The sequence below is a fragment of the Duganella radicis genome (assembly GCF_009720825.1).
In the GTDB taxonomy this organism is placed as follows: domain Bacteria; phylum Pseudomonadota; class Gammaproteobacteria; order Burkholderiales; family Burkholderiaceae_D; genus Rugamonas; species Rugamonas radicis.
Genome location: NZ_WNKY01000003.1, coordinates 279,028 through 296,291, shown reverse-complemented (window position 1 = coordinate 296,291; position 17,264 = coordinate 279,028). Strand labels below are relative to the sequence as shown.

Genomic DNA, 17,264 nt, shown 5'->3' with positions numbered 1-17,264 from the left:
TTCGAGGCCGCGTTTTTTGCTCAGAGACGCGGGAATTGTCCCGGGCCCGAAACCTGAAAACTAAAGGATTGAATCATGACTAAAGTAATCGCTACCCTGATCGCCGGCCTGTTCGCTACCGCTGCATTCGCACAGACCCCAGCCCCGGCCACCCCTGCCGCTCCTGCCGCCGCCAAAGCCGAAGCCAAGGAAACCAAGGCAGCCGCTAAAGCGGAAGCCAAGGAAACCAAGGCCGAAATCAAGGCAGAAGCCAAGACCGCCAAGGTAGAAGCCGACGCCAAGAAAGACGTCGCCGTCGCCAAAGCCGAAGAAAAAGCCGACAAGGCCGACGCTCACGCAAAAGCCACCAAAACCAAAGCCAAGGCCCACGCCAAGGCAGAAAAAGCAGAAGCAGCAGCGACTCCCGCTCCAGTCGTGACCAAGTAAGAACGACGCGTAAAAAAAGCCCGCCTGCACTGAGCGCGATCTTGAGCGCGTTCAGGCAGGCGGGCTTTTTTTTTACTTCTGCGCCAGCGTGGTTGGCGGCGCATCGCCCCAGCCACCGCCCAGCGCACGGATCAACGCCACCGTGGTAACCGCGCGATTACCGCGCAACTGCACCGCGCTGCGCTCCACCGAGGCCAGATTGCGTTGCGCATCCAGCAGATCCAGATAGCTGGAGCGGCCGGCCGTGTACAGCTTCTGCGCCAGGTCCGCCGAACGGCGTGCCGAGACCACGGCATCCTCAATCTGCGCCGTCTGGCCAGCCAGGATACGCAGGCCCGCCAGATTGTCTTCCACTTCCGCGAAAGCCGTCAGCACGCTCTGACGATACGTGCCAACCGATTCCTCCAGCGCCGCTTCGCTGCGCGTGATGTTGGCGCGGTTGCGGCCACCATCGATCAACGGCATCGACAAGGCCGCGCCCAGCAGCCAGGAACGGCTGCTCCACTTGAATACGTCCGCCACCGTGTTGGCCGAGGTGCCGCCCGCGTTCGCGTTCAGCATCAGCGACGGGAACATGGCCGAACGGGCCACGCCGATGCGGGCATTCGACGCTTCCATCGCGCGCTGCGCGGCGGCGACGTCCGGACGACGCTCCAGCAGCGACGACGGCAGGCCGGCTGGAATCACCGGCAGCAGCGTGCCGTCCAGCAGCGGGCTGTTACCCGCCGTGTAGCTGGCCGCCGGCTTGCCCAGCAAGACCGCCAGCGCATGCTCGGTGGTCACGCGCTGACGCTGCAAGCCAATGGCTTCGGCACGCGCCGTCGCCAGCTCGGTCCTGGCGCGCGACAGATCGAACTCGCCAATGTCACCCAGATCGAAACGACGCTGGTTGACCTTGACGTTTTCTTCACGCGTCTGCACCGTGCGGTTCAGCGTTTCCAGTTCGGCGTCGGTGGAACGCAAACGGAAGTAAGTCTGCGCCACGTCGGCCTGCACGGCCAGCAGCACCGAGCGGTAGTTGGCTTCCACCGAAGCGGCGTCGCCACGCGCTGCCGCCACGTTGGACGATACGCGGCCGAACAGATCGACCTCGTAGCTCGCCGTCAGGTTGGCGGTGAACACCTTGGCCGGCGCCACCGGCGTGCCGGCCGGCAGGCCCAGTTCCACATCCGACTGGCGCACGCGCTGTGCACCGGCGTTGACGCCGACTTGCGGAATGCGGTCCGCTTCCGCGATGCCGGCAATGGCGCGCGCCTGCTTGACGCGGGCCGCGGCCACCGCCAGGTTGGCGTTGGCGCGGGTGGCTTCGTTGATCAGCTCATTCAGGGCCGGATCGTTGAACGCCAGCCACCACTCGCCGCGCGGCTGCGCTTCGGCGGGCTGCGCCTGTTTCCAGGTGCTGCCATCGGCGGCGGTTTTAACAGCAACCTCCGGTTGCTGGGATTCCTTGAAGGCAGTCGGCACTTCGATCGCTGGCTGCTTGAATTCCGGTGCAGCGCACGCGGTCATCAGCAAGGCAGCCAGGATGGGCGCGACGCCTTTTGCGATCATATGCAGCTTGTTCATGTTAATGAGTCCCTTCCAGTTTGGCCGGAGCGGCATCGGCCGCCACGGCTGGTTTATTCTTTTCCAGACGCACAGCCAGGGTACGCAGCAGGACGTAGAACACCGGCGTCAGGAACAGGCCGAAGAAGGTCACGCCCAGCATGCCGGCAAACACCGCCACCCCCATCGCATGACGCATTTCCGAACCCGCACCGTGCGAGAACACCAGCGGCAGCACACCCATGATGAATGCGATCGACGTCATCAGAATCGGACGCAGACGCAGACGGCAGGCTTCCAGCGCGGCTTCCACGATCGAACGGCCATGGTGCTCAAGCTCCCGTGCAAACTCCACGATCAGAATCGCATTCTTCGACGCCAGGCCAACCAGCACGAACAGCGCAATCTGGGTGAACACGTTGTTGTCGCCGTGGGTCAGCTTCACGCCAATCAGTGCGCACAGAATGGACATCGGCACGATCAGGATCACCGCCAGCGGCAAGGTCCAGCTTTCGTATTGTGCGGCCAGCACCAGGAACACCAGCAGCACGCACAGTGGGAACACGTAAATCATGGTGTTACCCGACAGGATGTCCTGATACACCAGCTCCGTCCATTCGTAGCCGATACCTTTCGGCAGAACTTCGTTGACGATCTTGGTCATCTCGGCCTGCGCTTCACCCGACGATACGCCAGGAGCCGGTGCGCCATTGATCTCGGCCGCCACGTAGGCGTTGTAACGCTGTACGCGATCCGGGCCATAGCTGTCTTTCACACGCATCAGCGAGGACAGTGGAATCATCTCGCCCTTGTCGTTGCGGACTTTCAGCTGGGCGATGTCTTCCGCGTGCGAACGGAATTGCTGGTCAGCCTGCACGCGCACCTGATAGGTACGGCCGAACTGATTGAAGTCGTTCACATACAGCGAGCCCAGATTGATCTGCAAGGTCTGGTAAATCGTATTCAGCGGCACGCCCAGTTGCTTGGCCTTGGCGCGGTCGATGTCGGCGAACAGCTGTGGCACGTTGATCTGATAGCTGGAGAACACGCCGGCCAGTTTCGGATTTTGCCACGCCTTCATCTGCACCGCTTGCACGGCTTTGAACAGCGCGTCGTAACCGAGGTTGTCGCGGTCTTCCACCATCAGCTTGAAGCCGCCGGTGGTGCCCAGGCCATTGACTGGCGGCGGCGGCAGCACCATCACGAACGCGCCTTCAATGGCGCCCATGCGCTTGTTGATTTCAGCGGCAATCGCTTCGGCCGACTCGCTCTTCTTGGTGCGCTGGTCGAATGGTTTCAGACCAGTGAACACGATACCTGCGTTAGGCGCGTTGGTGAAGCCGTTGATCGACAGGCCTGGGAAGGAGATCGAGTTCTCCACACCCGGGATTTCCTTGGCGATGTCCGACATCTTGCGGATCACGGCGTCGGTACGGTCCAGCGAGGCTGCGTCAGGCAACTGGGCGAAGCCGATCAGGTACTGCTTGTCCTGCGCCGGCACAAAGCCAGGTGGCACCACCTTGAACATGAAGCCTGCGGCCACGGCCAGCACGGCGTACACGATCAGCGACGAGCCTTTGCGTTTCAACACGCCGGTCACGCCGGTTTCATAGCCGTGCGAAGCGCGGTTGAAGAAGCGGTTGAACCAGCCGAAGAAACCACCGAAGATCTTGTCCATGACGCGGGTCAGCGCATCTTTCGGTGCATTGGCTGGTTTCAGCAGGGCCGCGGCCAGTGCGGGCGCCAGGGTCAGCGAGCTGAATGCCGAGATCACGGTCGAAATCGCGATGGTCAGGGCGAACTGCTTGTAGAACTGGCCCGACAGACCGGAGACGAAAGCGATCGGCACGAACACGGCGCACAGCACCAGCGCAATCGCGATAATCGGACCGCTCACCTCTTTCATGGCCTGGATGGTCGCTTCGCGTGGATTCAGGCCGTCGTGAATATTACGCTCGACGTTTTCCACCACCACGATCGCATCGTCCACCACGATACCGATGGCCAGCACAAGGCCGAACAGCGACAGCGTGTTGATCGAGAAGCCAAAGCCCAGCATCACGGCGAAGGTACCCACCACCGAGACAGGAACGGCCAGCAGCGGGATCACCGATGCGCGCCAGGTTTGCAGGAATACGATCACCACCAGCGCCACCAGGATGATCGCCTCAACCAGGGTGTGGATCACGGAGCGGATCGATTCACGCACGAATTGGGTCGGGTCGTACACAATGCTGTATTCGACGCCTTCCGGGAAATCTTTCGACAGGCGAGCCATGGTCGAGCGCACGTCGGCCGACAGTTGCAGCGCGTTGGCGTTAGGTGCTTCGAAAATAGGGATCGCCACCGCCGATTTGTTGTTCAGCAGCGAGCGCAGGGCGTAGGAGTTCGAACCCATCTCCAGACGCGCCACATCCTTCAGCAGCGTGACCGCGCCGTCGTTGTTGGTCTTCAGGATGATGTTGCCGAACTCTTCTTCCGATTGCAGACGGCCTTGCGTGTTCACGGTCAGCTGGAAGTCCGCGTTCTTGCTTGGACCCTGGCCGATCACACCGGCCGCCACTTGCACGTTCTGCTCGCGGATGGCGTTCACCACGTCACCGGCGGTCAGGCCGCGCTGCGCCACTTTCTGCGGATCGAGCCAGACGCGCATGGCGTAGTCGCCCGAACCAAACAGCTGCACCTCGCCCATGCCAGGCAGGCGTGCCAGCTGGTCCTTGATGTTCAGCACCGCGTAATTGCGCAGATACAGGTCGTCGTAACGGCCGTTCGGCGAATTCAGGTGGACCACCATGGTCAGGTTAGGCGACGACTTGACGGTCGTCACACCGATCTGGCGTACCTCTTCCGGCAGGCGTGGCAGCGCGCGTTGGACGCGGTTCTGCACTTGCGTTTCGGCCTGCTCGACGTTGGTGCCGATCTTGAAGGTGACGGTCAGCGCCAGCGCGCCGTCCGAGGTGTTTTGCGAGGACATGTACAGCATGTTCTCGACGCCGTTGATCTGTTCCTCAAGCGGCGCGGCCACGGTTTCGGCGATGATCTTCGGATTCGCGCCCGGATACTGCGCGCGCACCACCACCGACGGCGGCACCACGTCCGGATACTCCGAGATCGGCAGCTTGAAGATGGATATCAAGCCGGCGACGAAGATAACGATCGACAGCACCGCCGCGAAGATCGGCTTGTCGACGAAAAATCGAGAGATATTCATTTTTAATTATTCCTTGGAGGTGCCGGTCTTTTTGGTATCGACTGCGGCGACTTTCTCTTCTTTCTTGGCCACGTTGGCTGCCAGCGGATCGGAATCCATCGGCACCACGGTCGGGGTCAGCGGCGAACCTGGCTTCACGCGTTGCAGGCCGTTGACGACGATCTTCTCGCCCGGCTTCAGACCTTCGCGCACCACGCGCAGGCCATCGATTTGCTGGCCCAGCGTGATCGGGCGGTATTCAGCCTTGTTGTCCTTGTCGACCACGAACACGAACTTGCGGTTCTGGTCCGTGTTGACGGCGCGCTCGTTGATCAGGATGGCTTGCCTGGCGCCGGTGCTGCCGGCCAGCTGCACGCGGGCGAACAGGCCTGGCACCAGTGCGCCGTCGGTGTTGGCCAGGGTGGCGCGCATGCGCACCGAGCCGCTGCGGACGTCCAGCTGGTTGTCGACGAATTCCAGCTTGCCTTCATGCGGGAAGCCGGTTTCGTTGGCCAGGCCGATCTTCACGGTGGCAGGCTTGCCTTGATGGGCGGCGGCGCCGACGCGCAGATAGGTGTCTTCGTCGCCGTCGAAGGAGGCGTAGATCTGGTCCAGCGACACCACGGAAGTCAGCACGGCCGAGGCATCCACCAGGTTACCCAGGGTGATTTCGGCTTTCGACACGCGGCCGTTGATCGGCGACGTCACCTGGGTGTAGCTCAGATTCAGCTTGGCCGCCTCGTACTGTGCCTGTGCGGCGCGGGCGTCGGCGTCCAGTTGCTTGTAGCTCGATGCCGAAGCGTCGTACTCGCGCTGGGCGATGGCTTTATCGGCCAGCAGTTTTTCCGAGCGCACCAGCTCCACTTTCGCCAGGTCGGCCTTGGCGCGTGCCGAGTTGGCGGCGGCTTCGGCGCGATTGGCTTCGGCCTGATATGGACGCGGATCGATCACGAACAGCACGTCGCCCTTCTTCACCTGCGAGCCAGGCTTGAAGTTGATGGCGGTGATGAAGCCGCTCACGCGCGGACGGATCTGCACTTGCTCGATGGCTTCCAGGCGGCCCGAGAACTCCTGGGTTTCGATAATGCTTTTCTCGACCACGGCCGCGGCCGAAATCGGAGGACCGCCCGCGCCTGCCGGTGCTTCGGCCGCTTTGCTGTTCGCGTCGCCGCAACCGGAGAGGGAAATTGCGGCCAGGCCCGCCAGCGCCATAGCGGCGGCCAGCGGCCGGGCTACAGCGGTCATTGATTTAATGTTTTTCATTTTAAATCCTTTTTGTATGAAAATAATTAATAGAAAAGGCGGCACCGGGCGGTCTCAAGGAAAATCGAGAAAACACGGTACTGGTGGGCTGTCACGCTTAAATTGGTAGCGCCTGCCGCCCAGGCAACGCACATGGCGGCGTTGCAAATGCTCGCGATAGCTCGCTATCGCTGCGCTTTGCGCCTTGCCCTGCGCGCCGCCTGTGCGTCCTTCGCTCCCAATTTAAACGTCACAGCCCACTCGCCCCGCCGGCAAGCCAGTGGGGACGTGACTCATTACTGCTAAAGGTTCAGGGGGACCCTATGCGGCTGGCGGCGTCTCGGACCGTTCCAGGCCGGCGATGAAACCGGCGATCTCTCCCAGCGCCTGACATCGACAGGCGCATTCGTTACGTGCCCCCACATCGTTCAGGGGCGCCGGCTGCATGCGCCGGACAGTGGTCTTGACGCCGCACGAAATCAGCTTGGCGCCATATTGTTCCGCTTCGTCGCGCAGCGGGTCATCTTCGGTCGACAGGATCAAGGCCTGCGGCAGGTTTTTCAAACGGCTCGATTGCAGCGGCGAGGCATACGGGTGCGTGCGGTCGGCGGCATTCGGCAGGTAGCCGCGGTAGGCCTTCGCACAGGCGTCGGCCACGTCCAGCAGCTCCGGCGCCGCCTGCATTTCACGCATCGAGCAGGTGGTCAGGCCCGGGTCCAGCATCGGCATGATCAGCACCTGGCCGGTCAACGCCGGGCCACCGCGGTCGCGCGACATCAGCGCCACCACCGCCGCCAGATTGGCACCCGCTTCAATCCCCGCCACCAGCAACTGCTTGCCGGTCCAGCCCAACTTGGTCTTGTTCTTCTTGGCCCACATCAGCACAGCGTGTGCATCTTCCACCGCGGCCGGGAAAGGCTTTTCGGTTGCCAGCGTATAGGCAGAGGCTAACACGGCGACCTGCGGGCTGTCGTCTGCCAAATGGCGCAGGAAGACATCCGCGTCTTCCAGGTCGCCGCCGACAAAGCCGCCGGCGTGGAAGAACACCAGCAGCATGTCACGCTTGATCCCGACTTCGCCGCTGGTGTAGAGACGCGCCGCCAGCGGACCTTCCGCGCCCTTGACCTCAAGGGCGCGAATTTTCAGTTGGTCCGACAAAGTCGGCAGCTTCTCTGCTGGATTGTTCATTGTTGCACCGTGCCCGATTCGTTGGAGGACAACATGGTAGCAGGATCGCAGGTCACTGCTTCACCGCTGGCCACCAGCGTGAGGGCGCGTACGCCATGAACTTCCGCTTGCGCGGTGTGAGAGTAGGCATCGGTATATACCACGCCTGCCAGTGCCGCCGACGTCGCCGCCAGCGCTATCGTTGCGAAAATTGCATCCCGATATTTCATGATAAGTCCTCCTTTCTTCATCTTTTGCTTTGTGCAGTACAGCAATCTTAAACTTGATCTACAATCCGATAAATACGGCAAAGTTGAATTGATTGTTCAGGATCTCGAACAATGAAGGTGAAAGATGAATAAACTTCAAGCGATGGAAGTGTTTGTGCAGGTGGTGGACGCCGGCGGCTTCACGCGCGCGGCGGAAAACATGCAGCTGCCCAAGGCCACCGTCTCCACGCTGATCCAGGCGCTGGAGACGTCTCTGGCGGCCAAGTTATTGCACCGGACCACGCGCCACGTGAGCGTGACGGCCGACGGCGCGGCCTATTATGAACGCTGCCTGCGGATTCTGTCGGACGTGCGCGAAGCCGAGGAATCGCTGTCGCGCACCCGGCTCAGTCCTTCCGGGCGGTTGCGGGTGGATGCGCCGACCGGCTTGTCCAGCGAGGTGATCGTACCGGCCCTGCCCGACTTCTTCGAGCGCTATCCGGACATCCAGCTGGAGCTGGGCTCCAGCGACCGCACGGTGGATCTGATCGAGGAAGGCGTCGATTGCGCGGTACGCGGCGGCCAGCTGGGCGACTCCAGCCTGATCGCGCGGCGGGTCGGCGTCATGCACTTCCTCACCTGCGCCACGCCGGCCTACCTGGACCGCTACGGCCGGCCCACCCATCCGAACGAATTGCTGCGGCACCGCTGCGTGAACTATTTTTCCTCGCGCACCGGTAAAATCTTCGACTGGGATTTCACGCGCGATGGCGAACGGGTGCAGGTCGCCCTGCCCGGCCTGATCGCGCTGAACGACACCAACTCCTACACGGCGGCGGGACTGGCGGGGTTGGGCATCGTGCAGATGCCGAACTTCCTGATGGAGCCGATGATCAAGGACGGCCGCTTTGAGGCGATACTCGACGGCTGGATCAGCGATCCGCTGCCGGTGCACGTGGTGTACCCGCAGAACCGTCACCTGTCGGCCAAGGTGCGCGTGTTTGTCGAGTGGATCGCCGAACTATTTTCCAATCACCCCGGCATGCGCCTGCCCGCGCGCGCCGCCTTATGAGAGATTGCCTTATGACGCAACGTATCGTTTTCCTCGACCGCGACAGCGTGATCGCCAATGTGCGCAAGCCATCGTTTGCGCATGAGTGGACCGAGTATCCGGCCACGCGCGCGGACCAGGTGGTGCAGCGCCTGCGTGATATGGGCGCCACCATCGCCATCACCAATAAGGTGCCCTTGTCGGCCGGCGATCTGGCGCAACTGCCGGACCTGAAGATGATCGCGGTGGCGGCCACCGGCTCCAACATGATCGACCTGGCGGCGGCGACGCAGCGCGGCATCGTGGTGTCCAATATCCGCAACTACGCGGTGCACACGCTGCCCGAGCACACCTTTGCGTTGATACTGGCCTTGCGCCGCCAACTGGTGGCCTACCGCGCCGACATCGAGGCTGGCCTGTGGCAGAAATCGCAGAGCTTCTGTTTGTTCGGCCATCCGATCGCCGACCTGGCCGGCAGCCGTCTGGGCCTGTTCGGCTACGGCGCGCTGGGCAAGGCCACGGCACAAATTGCGCGCGCGTTCGGCATGGAAGTGATCGTGCATACGCGCTCGCCGCTGCCGGATGCGGCGGCCGATGGCGTGCGCGAAGCCAGCTTCGACGACGTGCTGGAGACCTCGGACGTGGTCAGCCTGCACCTGCCGCTGACCGACAAGACCCGCAACATGATCAGCGCCAAGGAGCTGATACGCATGAAGCGCAACGCCCTGCTGATCAACACCGCGCGCGGAGGACTGGTGGATGAAGTGGCGCTGGCCGATGCGCTGCGCGCGGGCGTGATCGCCGGCGCCGGCTTCGACGTGCTGACCACGGAACCGCCGCCGCCGGACCATGTGCTGCTCAATCTGCGCCTGCCCAACTTCATCCTCACGCCGCACACGGCGTGGGCCAGCGCGCAAGCCATGCAAACGCTGGCCGATCAACTGATCGACAATATCGAAGCCTGGGCCGCCGGCGCGCCGCGCAATGTGGTGACGCCATGAAGCGCCTGGTCCCGATCGCCGCCCTGCTGGCGGCAACCGCGCAGGCGGCGCCGCCAGCTGGACAGGATGCGCTGGCCGGGCCGCAAGTAAGGGTCGATGTCGGCGGGCGCAAGCTGAATATGTACTGCGCCGGCAAAGGCGCGCCCACCGTCTTGTTCGAAGCCGACGCCGGCCGCGCCGGCTGGGATTGGTCGGCGGTGCTGCCGGAAGTGGCGAAGCACGCGCGCGCCTGCGTGTACGACCGCGCCGGCTTTGGCGCCAGCGATCCGATCATCCGCGCTGCGAGCGTGGCCAACGCCGGCAAGGATCTGAACTTCCTGATCAGGAACGCGCATCTGGAAGGGCCATTCGTGCTGGTGGGCGCAGGCTATGGCGCGATGGTGGCGCAGCACTTCGCCCTGCGCTCGCGCGGCGCGAATGTCACCGGTCTGGTGCTGGTCGAACCGTGGCATGAGGACGCCTTGCCAGCCGACCGCAACGCGCGCCTCGACGCCGTGCTGGCCTGCCTGAGCGCGGCCGAGCAAGGCAAACCCGCCTGCGCCTATCCCGGCGCCAGCATCAACGGCGAGATCGGCCCGGCACTGGCGGCGGCGCAAACCGCGCAAGCGAGCAAGCTCACGTACTGGCGCGCCCGCGCCTCGGAACTGGACAGCCTGGAAACCAGCGCCGATCAACTGCGCAAGGCGCGCAAACCTTTTGGCGAGATTAAAGTGACCGAAGTCGCGCAAGCGGAACCGGCAGCCATCAGCGGGGCCGTGCTGCAAATGCTTGGGGCTAATTGATGCGGTCGACCACCAGGTGGTTGTCGTTGTCGAGCACCCACACGTCTTCGTAGTCGACCTCGAACAGGTGGCCATCCGGGTCCTTGAAGTAGCCGGCGATCCCCCAGTGCGTGCGGGTGGCGTGCTTGACGATGACGCCGCCCGCCTCCGCCGCCTTGGCCAGGATGCGCGGCACGTCTTCCGGCTTGCGCGCGACATGGATCAGGGCGACGCCGGAGAAGCCCCTGTTTTCCGCAGCCGGCTCCAATGCATCCCGGGCCAGGTCGCCGCGGTTGATCAGACAGATCGCATAGCCGCCCATGTTGAATTTCACGAAGCCGTCGCTGCTGGTGGGAGAACGCCGCCAGCCCAGCGCCTCATAAAAGCGCGCCGCGCGCGCCACGTCGTTCACACCCAGCAGCACCATGTGCATGCGCTGGCTTGGCGCCAGCGTCTCGGCAAAAATATAGGTGTGGCCCACAGCTTGATCCAGCATTAAAACTCCCCGGCAGTAAACAGCGTAGCGCAGATCATCGGATATTTTTAAGAAAATGCCAACAAAAATGTACACTCGCCGGGGAGCGGAGTGCACAAAAAAGCCGCCTCGGAAGGCGGCGTTAAAGGGGAGCTGTTTTGCTGTTCAGGAACGCGCTTTGCGGCTGCGGGCGTAACCGGCCAGCAGCGCAATACCGCCCAACATCATGCCGTACGTGGCAGGTTCAGGCACCGAGGACACCAGAGCGATCGCATAGCTGCCGCCCATGGTGCCGTCGGCCGTGCCGGTGACGATGATGTGGTAGGCGCCTGCCATGCTCAGCGGCAGATCATTGGTGGTGTTGTTGCCGACATAGGTGGCGTACCACGGCCCGCCATCCATGGCCGTGCCGCCGTACACCGAATACGACAGGCCGGAAATGCTGAAGACGTTGGTGTTGCCCAGCGTGAGCATGAGGGGATTGGCAGAGCTACCGAGACTGCCTGCCGGAATGGTGAAATCGATGGTGTCGGTGAACATGCCGACTTCGTGTGTGAACATGTGTCCATACGGATTCATGACGTCGGTCGTGATTGCACCGGCATCAATCTGGAAATTATCCGCGGAAGCAAAACCTGCTGCCAGTGCCATCAGTGAGGCCGCAACTATTTTTTTAACTTTCATGATTCATCCCTTTTCAATAAAGAACGACGCGTAGATCGGAATATCCCTTGGGTGGGATGGAGGCGATCTTATCCAAGTCACCGAGCTGAACCGGGCGCGTTCCGTACCTTTAAGAAACGATTTAAAAAATACAACGAAAATTAACTATTGATATGCGGATTTCACATTTAGAAAAGCGGTACGCAAAGCAAAAGGGCCTGATGATTGCTCATCAGGCCCTTCTACATATTTGGTGCGGCTGGCAGGAATCGAACCCACGACCCCTTGGTTCGTAGCCAAGTACTCTATCCAGCTGAGCTACAGCCGCTTAACTTTTACATCTACTGCTATCAAACAGACTCGACAGTCTGCCCGACATTCAATCTGGTGCGGCTGGCAGGAATCGAACCCACGACCCCTTGGTTCGTAGCCAAGTACTCTATCCAGCTGAGCTACAGCCGCGCAAAACAAGAAGATTATAACAGCAATTTCTTGTAGAAAACAGAAGAATCTTCCAACTCTTCCGGTACAACAGATGGTGCGGCTGGCAGGAATCGAACCCACGACCCCTTGGTTCGTAGCCAAGTACTCTATCCAGCTGAGCTACAGCCGCACTGTGGAAGCATTATAAAGCATAAATTTTATTTTGCAAGGTTGGATATTTTCTATCGTTTAGTTGGCTTGGCACACGAAATACCGAATCAACCGCCCTGCAAAACTGCTTTGCCGCCCCTTTCAAACAGCATGCCGTTCGAAAGAAGCAGCATTATAGGGATACTCCCCGGGCTTGTCCAGCACTGCGTGTCAGGTACCGAACTCCGCCGCCGCCTTGGCCGCCCACAACGCCTCGTTGTACGACGCGTAGGGAATGCCATAGCAATCCACCTGCCCGTCCGCGCCGACAAACTTGATCCACCAGCCCGCCGCGTCCGACAGAATGGCAATATCACCTTCGCGGCAATTGCCGGCGATGTCCTCGCCCTGCTCCAGCACGATGATGTTTACCTTGCGGTGCTTTACCAGTGTGGCCATGGCCTCTCCTCTCTCCTTGTAGTCACTTCATTCATGCCAGTGATTACGCACATTATGAATCTAAATTTGCTTTACTTTGCGCATTGCAGCATCATTCACCTGTCTCCTCTATTCTCCTCCAAGGAAATAGATTTAGCCCGCTCCTGTAGCGGGCTTTTTTTTTACCGTGTACGATGCACTCAGCTTTGCCTTTTCATAAGACAGATAACAGAGAACGCTCGCCACGCATGAATTCCCCCGCAGCCGTCACGCCCCCCGCTCCCGATTGGTCGACCACCGCCCTGGGCGATGCCGCAGGCTGGCCGCCCGGCCTGCGCCTGACCGTCGACATCATGCTCAACTCGCCGCAAGCCATGTTGCTGATGTGGGGTGCGGAACAAATCATGGTCTACAACCAGGCTTATGCCGAGTTGATCAGTTTACCCAGCCTGCGCGCGCCCGGCGGCCATGTGCCATCCATGCAGCCGGCGGCCTGGAGCTGGAACAGCGCCGCCCTGGCCGAGGTGCGCGCCGGCCGCAGCCTGAGCTATCGCGGCCGCCCGCTGCCGGTGTGGCGCAACGGCCGGGTCGAGCAGCAACCCCTGGACCTGTATTACACGCCGATCCGCAACGGCGGCGAGGTGGCCGGCATCCTGTGCACACTGGTGCCGGCGGCGATGGCGCCGCTGGCCGACAGCAACGCGCCGCTGCGCCTGCTGGTGGTGGAAGACAATACCGACGCCCGCTATCTGGTGTGCGAAACCCTGCGCGCGCTGGGTCATGAGGTGCAAGCCGTGGCCAGCGGCGAGGACGCCCTGCCGCTGCTGGCGGCCCAGTCGTTCGACGTGCTGTTCACCGACGTCAGCCTGCCTGGCATGTCCGGCGTCGACCTGGCGCGCCGCGCGCGGCAGGATGCGCCGCAACTGGCGCTGCTGTTTGCCTCCGGCTATGGCGACGAACTGACCCGCCGGCTGGACTTCCCCGCCCATTCCCTGCAAAAACCCTACGACATCGAGCAACTGCAAGCGGCGCTGCAACAGATCGCATCCGGGTTGCGCTCGCCCTGATTTCGTCCTGAACAAATCGCATTCAACCGTGCGAAGCAGGCGCTTGGGTTGGCGCTAAAATAAGATTATGATGCCAACCGCCCCTACCGCCCTCTCGCCTCTCGCGCCGGACGCGCACGAAGAGCTGCTGCGCGCCAGGGAAGCTTTGCGCCAAAGTCAGCTGGAATTGCGCGCCCTCGCCAATTCCATGCCCCAGCTGGCATGGATTGCCGAGCAAGATGGCGCCATGATCTGGTACAACCAGCGCTGGTACGATTACACCGGCACCACCCCCGAGCAAATGACTGGCGACGGCTGGCAGCGCGTGTACGCGCCCGATTGCGTCGGCGCGATCGAATCGCATTGGGAATATTCGCGCCGCACCGGCGCGCCGTTTGAGCTGGAGGTGCCGATCCGCAGCGCCAGCGGCGAATTCCGCTGGTTTCTGACACGCGCCAACCCGGTCCACAGCACCGACGGCAGCGTGCTGCGCTGGTTCGGCACCAGCACCGACGTCGACCAGGTCAAGCGCGCGCAGGAAGCGCTGCGCGACGAGACCGCCGTGCTGGAGTTGCTCAACCGTACCGGCGCCATGCTGGCCTCGCAGCGCGACCTCAAGCCGCTGCTTCAGGAAATGACCGACGCCGCCACCAGCATCAGCGGCGCGCGCTTTGGCGCCTTCTTCTACCACAGCACCAACCAGGCCGGCGAGGCGCTGGTGCTGCACACCCTGTCGACCGGCGCGCCGGCCGCGTTCGCGCAATTCGGCCAGCCGCGCGCCACCGCCCTGTTCGGCCCCAGCATGCGCGGCGAGGGCACCATCCGCTGCGACGACGTGCTCAAGGACCGGCGCTATGGCAAAAACAGCCCGCACGGCGGCCTCCCGGCCGGCCATCCGGCGGTGCGCAGCTACCTGGCGGTGCCGGTGGCCCAGCGCAACGGCGAGGTGATCGGCTGCCTGATCTTCGGTCATCCGCAGCCCGGCATCTTTACCGAGCGCACCGAGCGCATCATCGTCGGCCTCGCCTCCCAGGCGGCGGTGGCGATCGACAACGCCCGCCTGTACGAGGCGGCACAGCAGGCGGCCGAAGAGCGCAAGGAGCTGCTCGACAGCGAACGCCTGGCGCGCGCCGAGGCCGAACGCACCAGCCAGCTCAAGGATGAGTTCCTGGCCACCCTGTCGCACGAACTGCGCACGCCGCTGACCGCCATCCTCGGCTGGGCGCAGGTGCTGCGGCGCGGCAGCCGCGACCAGGCCGACCTGCACCGCGGCCTGCAAACCATCGAGCGCAACGCCCGCGCCCAGGCCCAGCTGATCGAGGACTTGCTGGACATGAGCAGCATCGCCTCGGGCCAGGTGCGGCTGGAAATGCAGCCGCTGGCGCCGGCCGCGCTGGCCGCCACCGCCCTCGAATCGGTGCGCCCGGCCGCCGAGGCCAAGCAAATCCGCCTGGAGCGCGACTTCGAACGCGCGCCCGGCATGGTGGCCGGCGACCCCAACCGCTTGCAGCAAATCCTGTGGAACCTGCTGACCAACGCCATCAAGTTCACCCCGCGCGGCGGCACGGTCAGGCTGGGCGTGCGACGCGACGGCGAGCAGATCGCCATCAGCGTCAGCGACAGCGGCATCGGCATCACGCCCGCCTTCCTCGACCACGTGTTCGAGCGCTTCCGCCAGGCCGACGCCACCACCACCCGCCAGCACGGCGGCCTGGGGCTGGGGCTGGCGATCGTCAAGCATCTGGTGGAGCAGCATGGCGGCACCGTCGCCGTGGCCAGCGAGGGCGAAGGCCGCGGCGCCAGCTTCACGCTGCGCCTGCCGCGCCACAGCGGCACTGCGCCGCCGGCCGACACCGACACCGCGCCGGCCCATGGCGCCACGCACGACCTGAGCGGCCTGCAAGTGCTGGTGGTGGACGACGAGGACGATGCGCGCGAACTGATCAAGCGCATCCTCAGCGACTGCAACGCCGAGGTGCTGACCGCCGCCACCGCCACCGAAGCCTTGAATTTATTGCAACACGAGCGGCCGGACCTGATGGTCAGCGACCTCGGCATGCCCGAGGTGGACGGCTACGGCTTGCTGGACCGCATCCGCGCGCTGGGGCCGGCGCGCGGCGGCAACCTGCCGGCCATCGCCCTGACCGCCTTTGCCCGTTCGGAAGACCGGGTCAAGGCGCTGGCCAGCGGCTTCCTGGCCCATGTCGCCAAGCCGGTGGAACCGAACGAACTGATCGCCAAGGTCGCGGCCACCAGCGCCGCCCACCGGCCGTGACAAAATTACCACACGGAAATTGTTGTACTCCTACTTGCGGACGCGGCGATGTCCTACAAGCAATGTGGGAATCCCTTGATACACTACCGTAACCTGAAAATAAGCGTACAATAGTTTCCACACGGAAAAAACTTACACTTGTGTGCGCCGCAGCACCAAGCCATGGGTTATTATCGAATTCATACTCAGCACCGAGACCACCGAGACCATTATTATGCCGAGCCGAGACGAAATCCTGAACGCCAAAATCCTGGTGGTGGATGACAGCGCAGACAACGTCGACCTGATGTTGGAGATCCTGCGCGAGGCCGGCTATACCAATGTATCGTCCACCATGCTGCCCGAACAGGTGTGCCCGTTGCACCGCCAGCACAACTACGACCTGATCCTGCTGGACCTGCAAATGCCGGGCCTGAACGGCTTCCAGGTGATGAAGGGGCTCAAGGAGATCGAACAGGGCGGCTACCTGCCGGTGCTGGCCCTGACCGCCCAGCCCAGCTTCAAGATCGCCGCGCTGGAAGCCGGGGCGCGCGATTTCATCAGCAAGCCGTTCGACCTGCTGGAGGTGCACAAGCGCATCCACAACATGCTGGAGGTGCGCCTGCTGTACCGCGAGCTGGCGCAGTACAGCCGCCAGCAGCAAGAACTGGCGCTGCACGATCCGCTGACCGGCCTGCCCAACCGGCGTCTGCTGGAAGACCGCATTTCCACCGTGTTGCAGCACGCCGTGCGCCAGCAGAACAAGGCCGCCGTGATGTATCTCGACCTGGACGGCTTCAAGGCCATCAACGATACCCACGGCCATGCCTACGGCGACGAGATCCTCAAGCAGGTGGCGCAGCGCCTGGTCGGCTGCTCGCGCAAGGAGGACACCGTGGCGCGGGTCGGCGGCGACGAGTTCGTCATCGTGATGGGCAATATCGCCACCGTGGCCGACACCCAGGAGCCGTGCAACAAACTGATCGACGCGGTCTCGCAGCCCTACCAGGTCAATGGCCAGACCCTGCGCCTGTCGACCAGCATCGGCGTCGGCATTTTCCCGGACGACGCCCAGGAAGTGCCGGAGCTGATCGCCGCCGCCGATGGCGCCCTGTACGAAGCCAAGCGCGCCGGCAAGAATCGCTGCTGCACGGCGCAGACCATGCGGGTGCCGCCGGCCCAGCATCACACCATGTCGGCCACGCTGGCCTGAGCCGGCACCC

Annotated in this window: 15 protein-coding genes and 3 tRNA genes; 7 read left to right on the top strand and 11 right to left on the bottom strand. The window is 62.9% G+C overall.

Features of this window, described 5'->3' with window-relative positions:
• Positions 1 to 75: 75 nt before the first annotated feature.
• Positions 76 to 426, top strand: coding sequence for a hypothetical protein (locus GM676_RS05925; RefSeq protein WP_155462493.1), 351 nt, complete (start codon positions 76 to 78; stop codon positions 424 to 426).
• A gap of 72 nt (positions 427 to 498) precedes the next feature.
• Here GM676_RS05925 and GM676_RS05920 read toward each other — a convergent pair whose 3' ends face one another.
• The 5 genes from GM676_RS05920 to GM676_RS05900 form a co-directional block, all read right to left on the bottom strand.
• Positions 499 to 1,992, bottom strand: coding sequence for an efflux transporter outer membrane subunit (locus GM676_RS05920; RefSeq protein WP_155462492.1), 1,494 nt, complete (start codon positions 1,990 to 1,992; stop codon positions 499 to 501).
• 1 nt (position 1,993) lies between these two features.
• Positions 1,994 to 5,182, bottom strand: a complete 3,189-nt coding sequence (locus tag GM676_RS05915; RefSeq protein WP_155462491.1) for an efflux RND transporter permease subunit — start codon at positions 5,180 to 5,182, stop codon at positions 1,994 to 1,996.
• A gap of 6 nt (positions 5,183 to 5,188) precedes the next feature.
• Positions 5,189 to 6,424: an efflux RND transporter periplasmic adaptor subunit gene (locus GM676_RS05910; protein ID WP_155462490.1), complete on the bottom strand. Its 1,236-nt coding sequence runs from the start codon at positions 6,422 to 6,424 to the stop codon at positions 5,189 to 5,191.
• Positions 6,425 to 6,724: 300 nt separating this feature from the next.
• Positions 6,725 to 7,591, bottom strand: a complete 867-nt coding sequence (locus GM676_RS05905; protein ID WP_155462489.1) for an alpha/beta hydrolase — start codon at positions 7,589 to 7,591, stop codon at positions 6,725 to 6,727.
• A complete protein-coding gene (locus GM676_RS05900) occupies positions 7,588 to 7,800 on the bottom strand; it encodes a hypothetical protein (protein ID WP_155462488.1) in 213 nt (70 codons plus the stop codon). The genes GM676_RS05905 and GM676_RS05900 overlap by 4 nt, the downstream gene beginning before the upstream one ends.
• A 124-nt stretch (positions 7,801 to 7,924) precedes the next feature.
• Here GM676_RS05900 and GM676_RS05895 point away from each other — a divergent pair, with 124 nt between their 5' ends.
• The 3 genes from GM676_RS05895 to GM676_RS05885 are packed head-to-tail and all read left to right on the top strand — an operon-like array spanning position 7,925 to position 10,613.
• The gene (locus tag GM676_RS05895) at positions 7,925 to 8,851 is read left to right on the top strand and encodes a LysR family transcriptional regulator (RefSeq protein WP_155462487.1); all 927 of its coding nucleotides are present in this window, start codon (positions 7,925 to 7,927) and stop codon (positions 8,849 to 8,851) included.
• 11 nt (positions 8,852 to 8,862) lie between these two features.
• Positions 8,863 to 9,831, top strand: a complete 969-nt coding sequence (locus tag GM676_RS05890; protein WP_155462486.1) for a D-2-hydroxyacid dehydrogenase — start codon at positions 8,863 to 8,865, stop codon at positions 9,829 to 9,831.
• Positions 9,828 to 10,613 (top strand): alpha/beta fold hydrolase, encoded by a 786-nt coding sequence (locus GM676_RS05885; RefSeq protein ID WP_155462485.1) that lies wholly within the window; start codon positions 9,828 to 9,830, stop codon positions 10,611 to 10,613. The genes GM676_RS05890 and GM676_RS05885 overlap by 4 nt, the downstream gene beginning before the upstream one ends.
• On the opposite strand, the gene GM676_RS05880 is transcribed toward GM676_RS05885, so the two are convergent.
• From GM676_RS05880 to GM676_RS05855, 6 genes are all read right to left on the bottom strand, one after another.
• A complete protein-coding gene (locus tag GM676_RS05880) occupies positions 10,606 to 11,088 on the bottom strand; it encodes a VOC family protein (RefSeq protein WP_211923162.1) in 483 nt (160 codons plus the stop codon). The two genes, GM676_RS05885 and GM676_RS05880, sit on opposite strands and share 8 nt — an antisense overlap.
• 144 nt (positions 11,089 to 11,232) lie before the next feature.
• Positions 11,233 to 11,718 carry an FxDxF family PEP-CTERM protein gene (locus GM676_RS05875; RefSeq protein WP_229262559.1) on the bottom strand — a complete coding sequence of 162 codons (486 nt, stop codon included), beginning with the start codon at positions 11,716 to 11,718 and terminating at the stop codon, positions 11,233 to 11,235.
• Positions 11,719 to 11,981: 263 nt separating this feature from the next.
• Positions 11,982 to 12,058: transfer RNA gene (locus GM676_RS05870), tRNA-Arg, on the bottom strand.
• 57 nt (positions 12,059 to 12,115) lie between these two features.
• A tRNA-Arg gene (locus tag GM676_RS05865) sits at positions 12,116 to 12,192 on the bottom strand.
• A gap of 74 nt (positions 12,193 to 12,266) precedes the next feature.
• Positions 12,267 to 12,343 (bottom strand) — tRNA-Arg (locus GM676_RS05860).
• Positions 12,344 to 12,534: 191 nt separating this feature from the next.
• Positions 12,535 to 12,762: a hypothetical protein gene (locus tag GM676_RS05855; RefSeq protein ID WP_155462483.1), complete on the bottom strand. Its 228-nt coding sequence runs from the start codon at positions 12,760 to 12,762 to the stop codon at positions 12,535 to 12,537.
• A gap of 227 nt (positions 12,763 to 12,989) precedes the next feature.
• Here GM676_RS05855 and GM676_RS05850 point away from each other — a divergent pair, with 227 nt between their 5' ends.
• The 3 genes from GM676_RS05850 to GM676_RS05840 all read left to right on the top strand — a co-directional run bounded on the left by GM676_RS05850 (position 12,990) and on the right by GM676_RS05840 (position 17,254).
• Positions 12,990 to 13,808 (top strand): response regulator, encoded by an 819-nt coding sequence (locus tag GM676_RS05850; protein WP_155462482.1) that lies wholly within the window; start codon positions 12,990 to 12,992, stop codon positions 13,806 to 13,808.
• A gap of 70 nt (positions 13,809 to 13,878) precedes the next feature.
• The gene (locus tag GM676_RS05845; RefSeq protein ID WP_229262553.1) at positions 13,879 to 16,062 is read left to right on the top strand and encodes a hybrid sensor histidine kinase/response regulator; all 2,184 of its coding nucleotides are present in this window, start codon (positions 13,879 to 13,881) and stop codon (positions 16,060 to 16,062) included.
• A 214-nt stretch (positions 16,063 to 16,276) separates the two neighbouring features.
• Positions 16,277 to 17,254, top strand: a complete 978-nt coding sequence (locus GM676_RS05840; protein ID WP_155462479.1) for a GGDEF domain-containing response regulator — start codon at positions 16,277 to 16,279, stop codon at positions 17,252 to 17,254.
• The last annotated feature ends 10 nt before the right edge of the window (positions 17,255 to 17,264 follow it).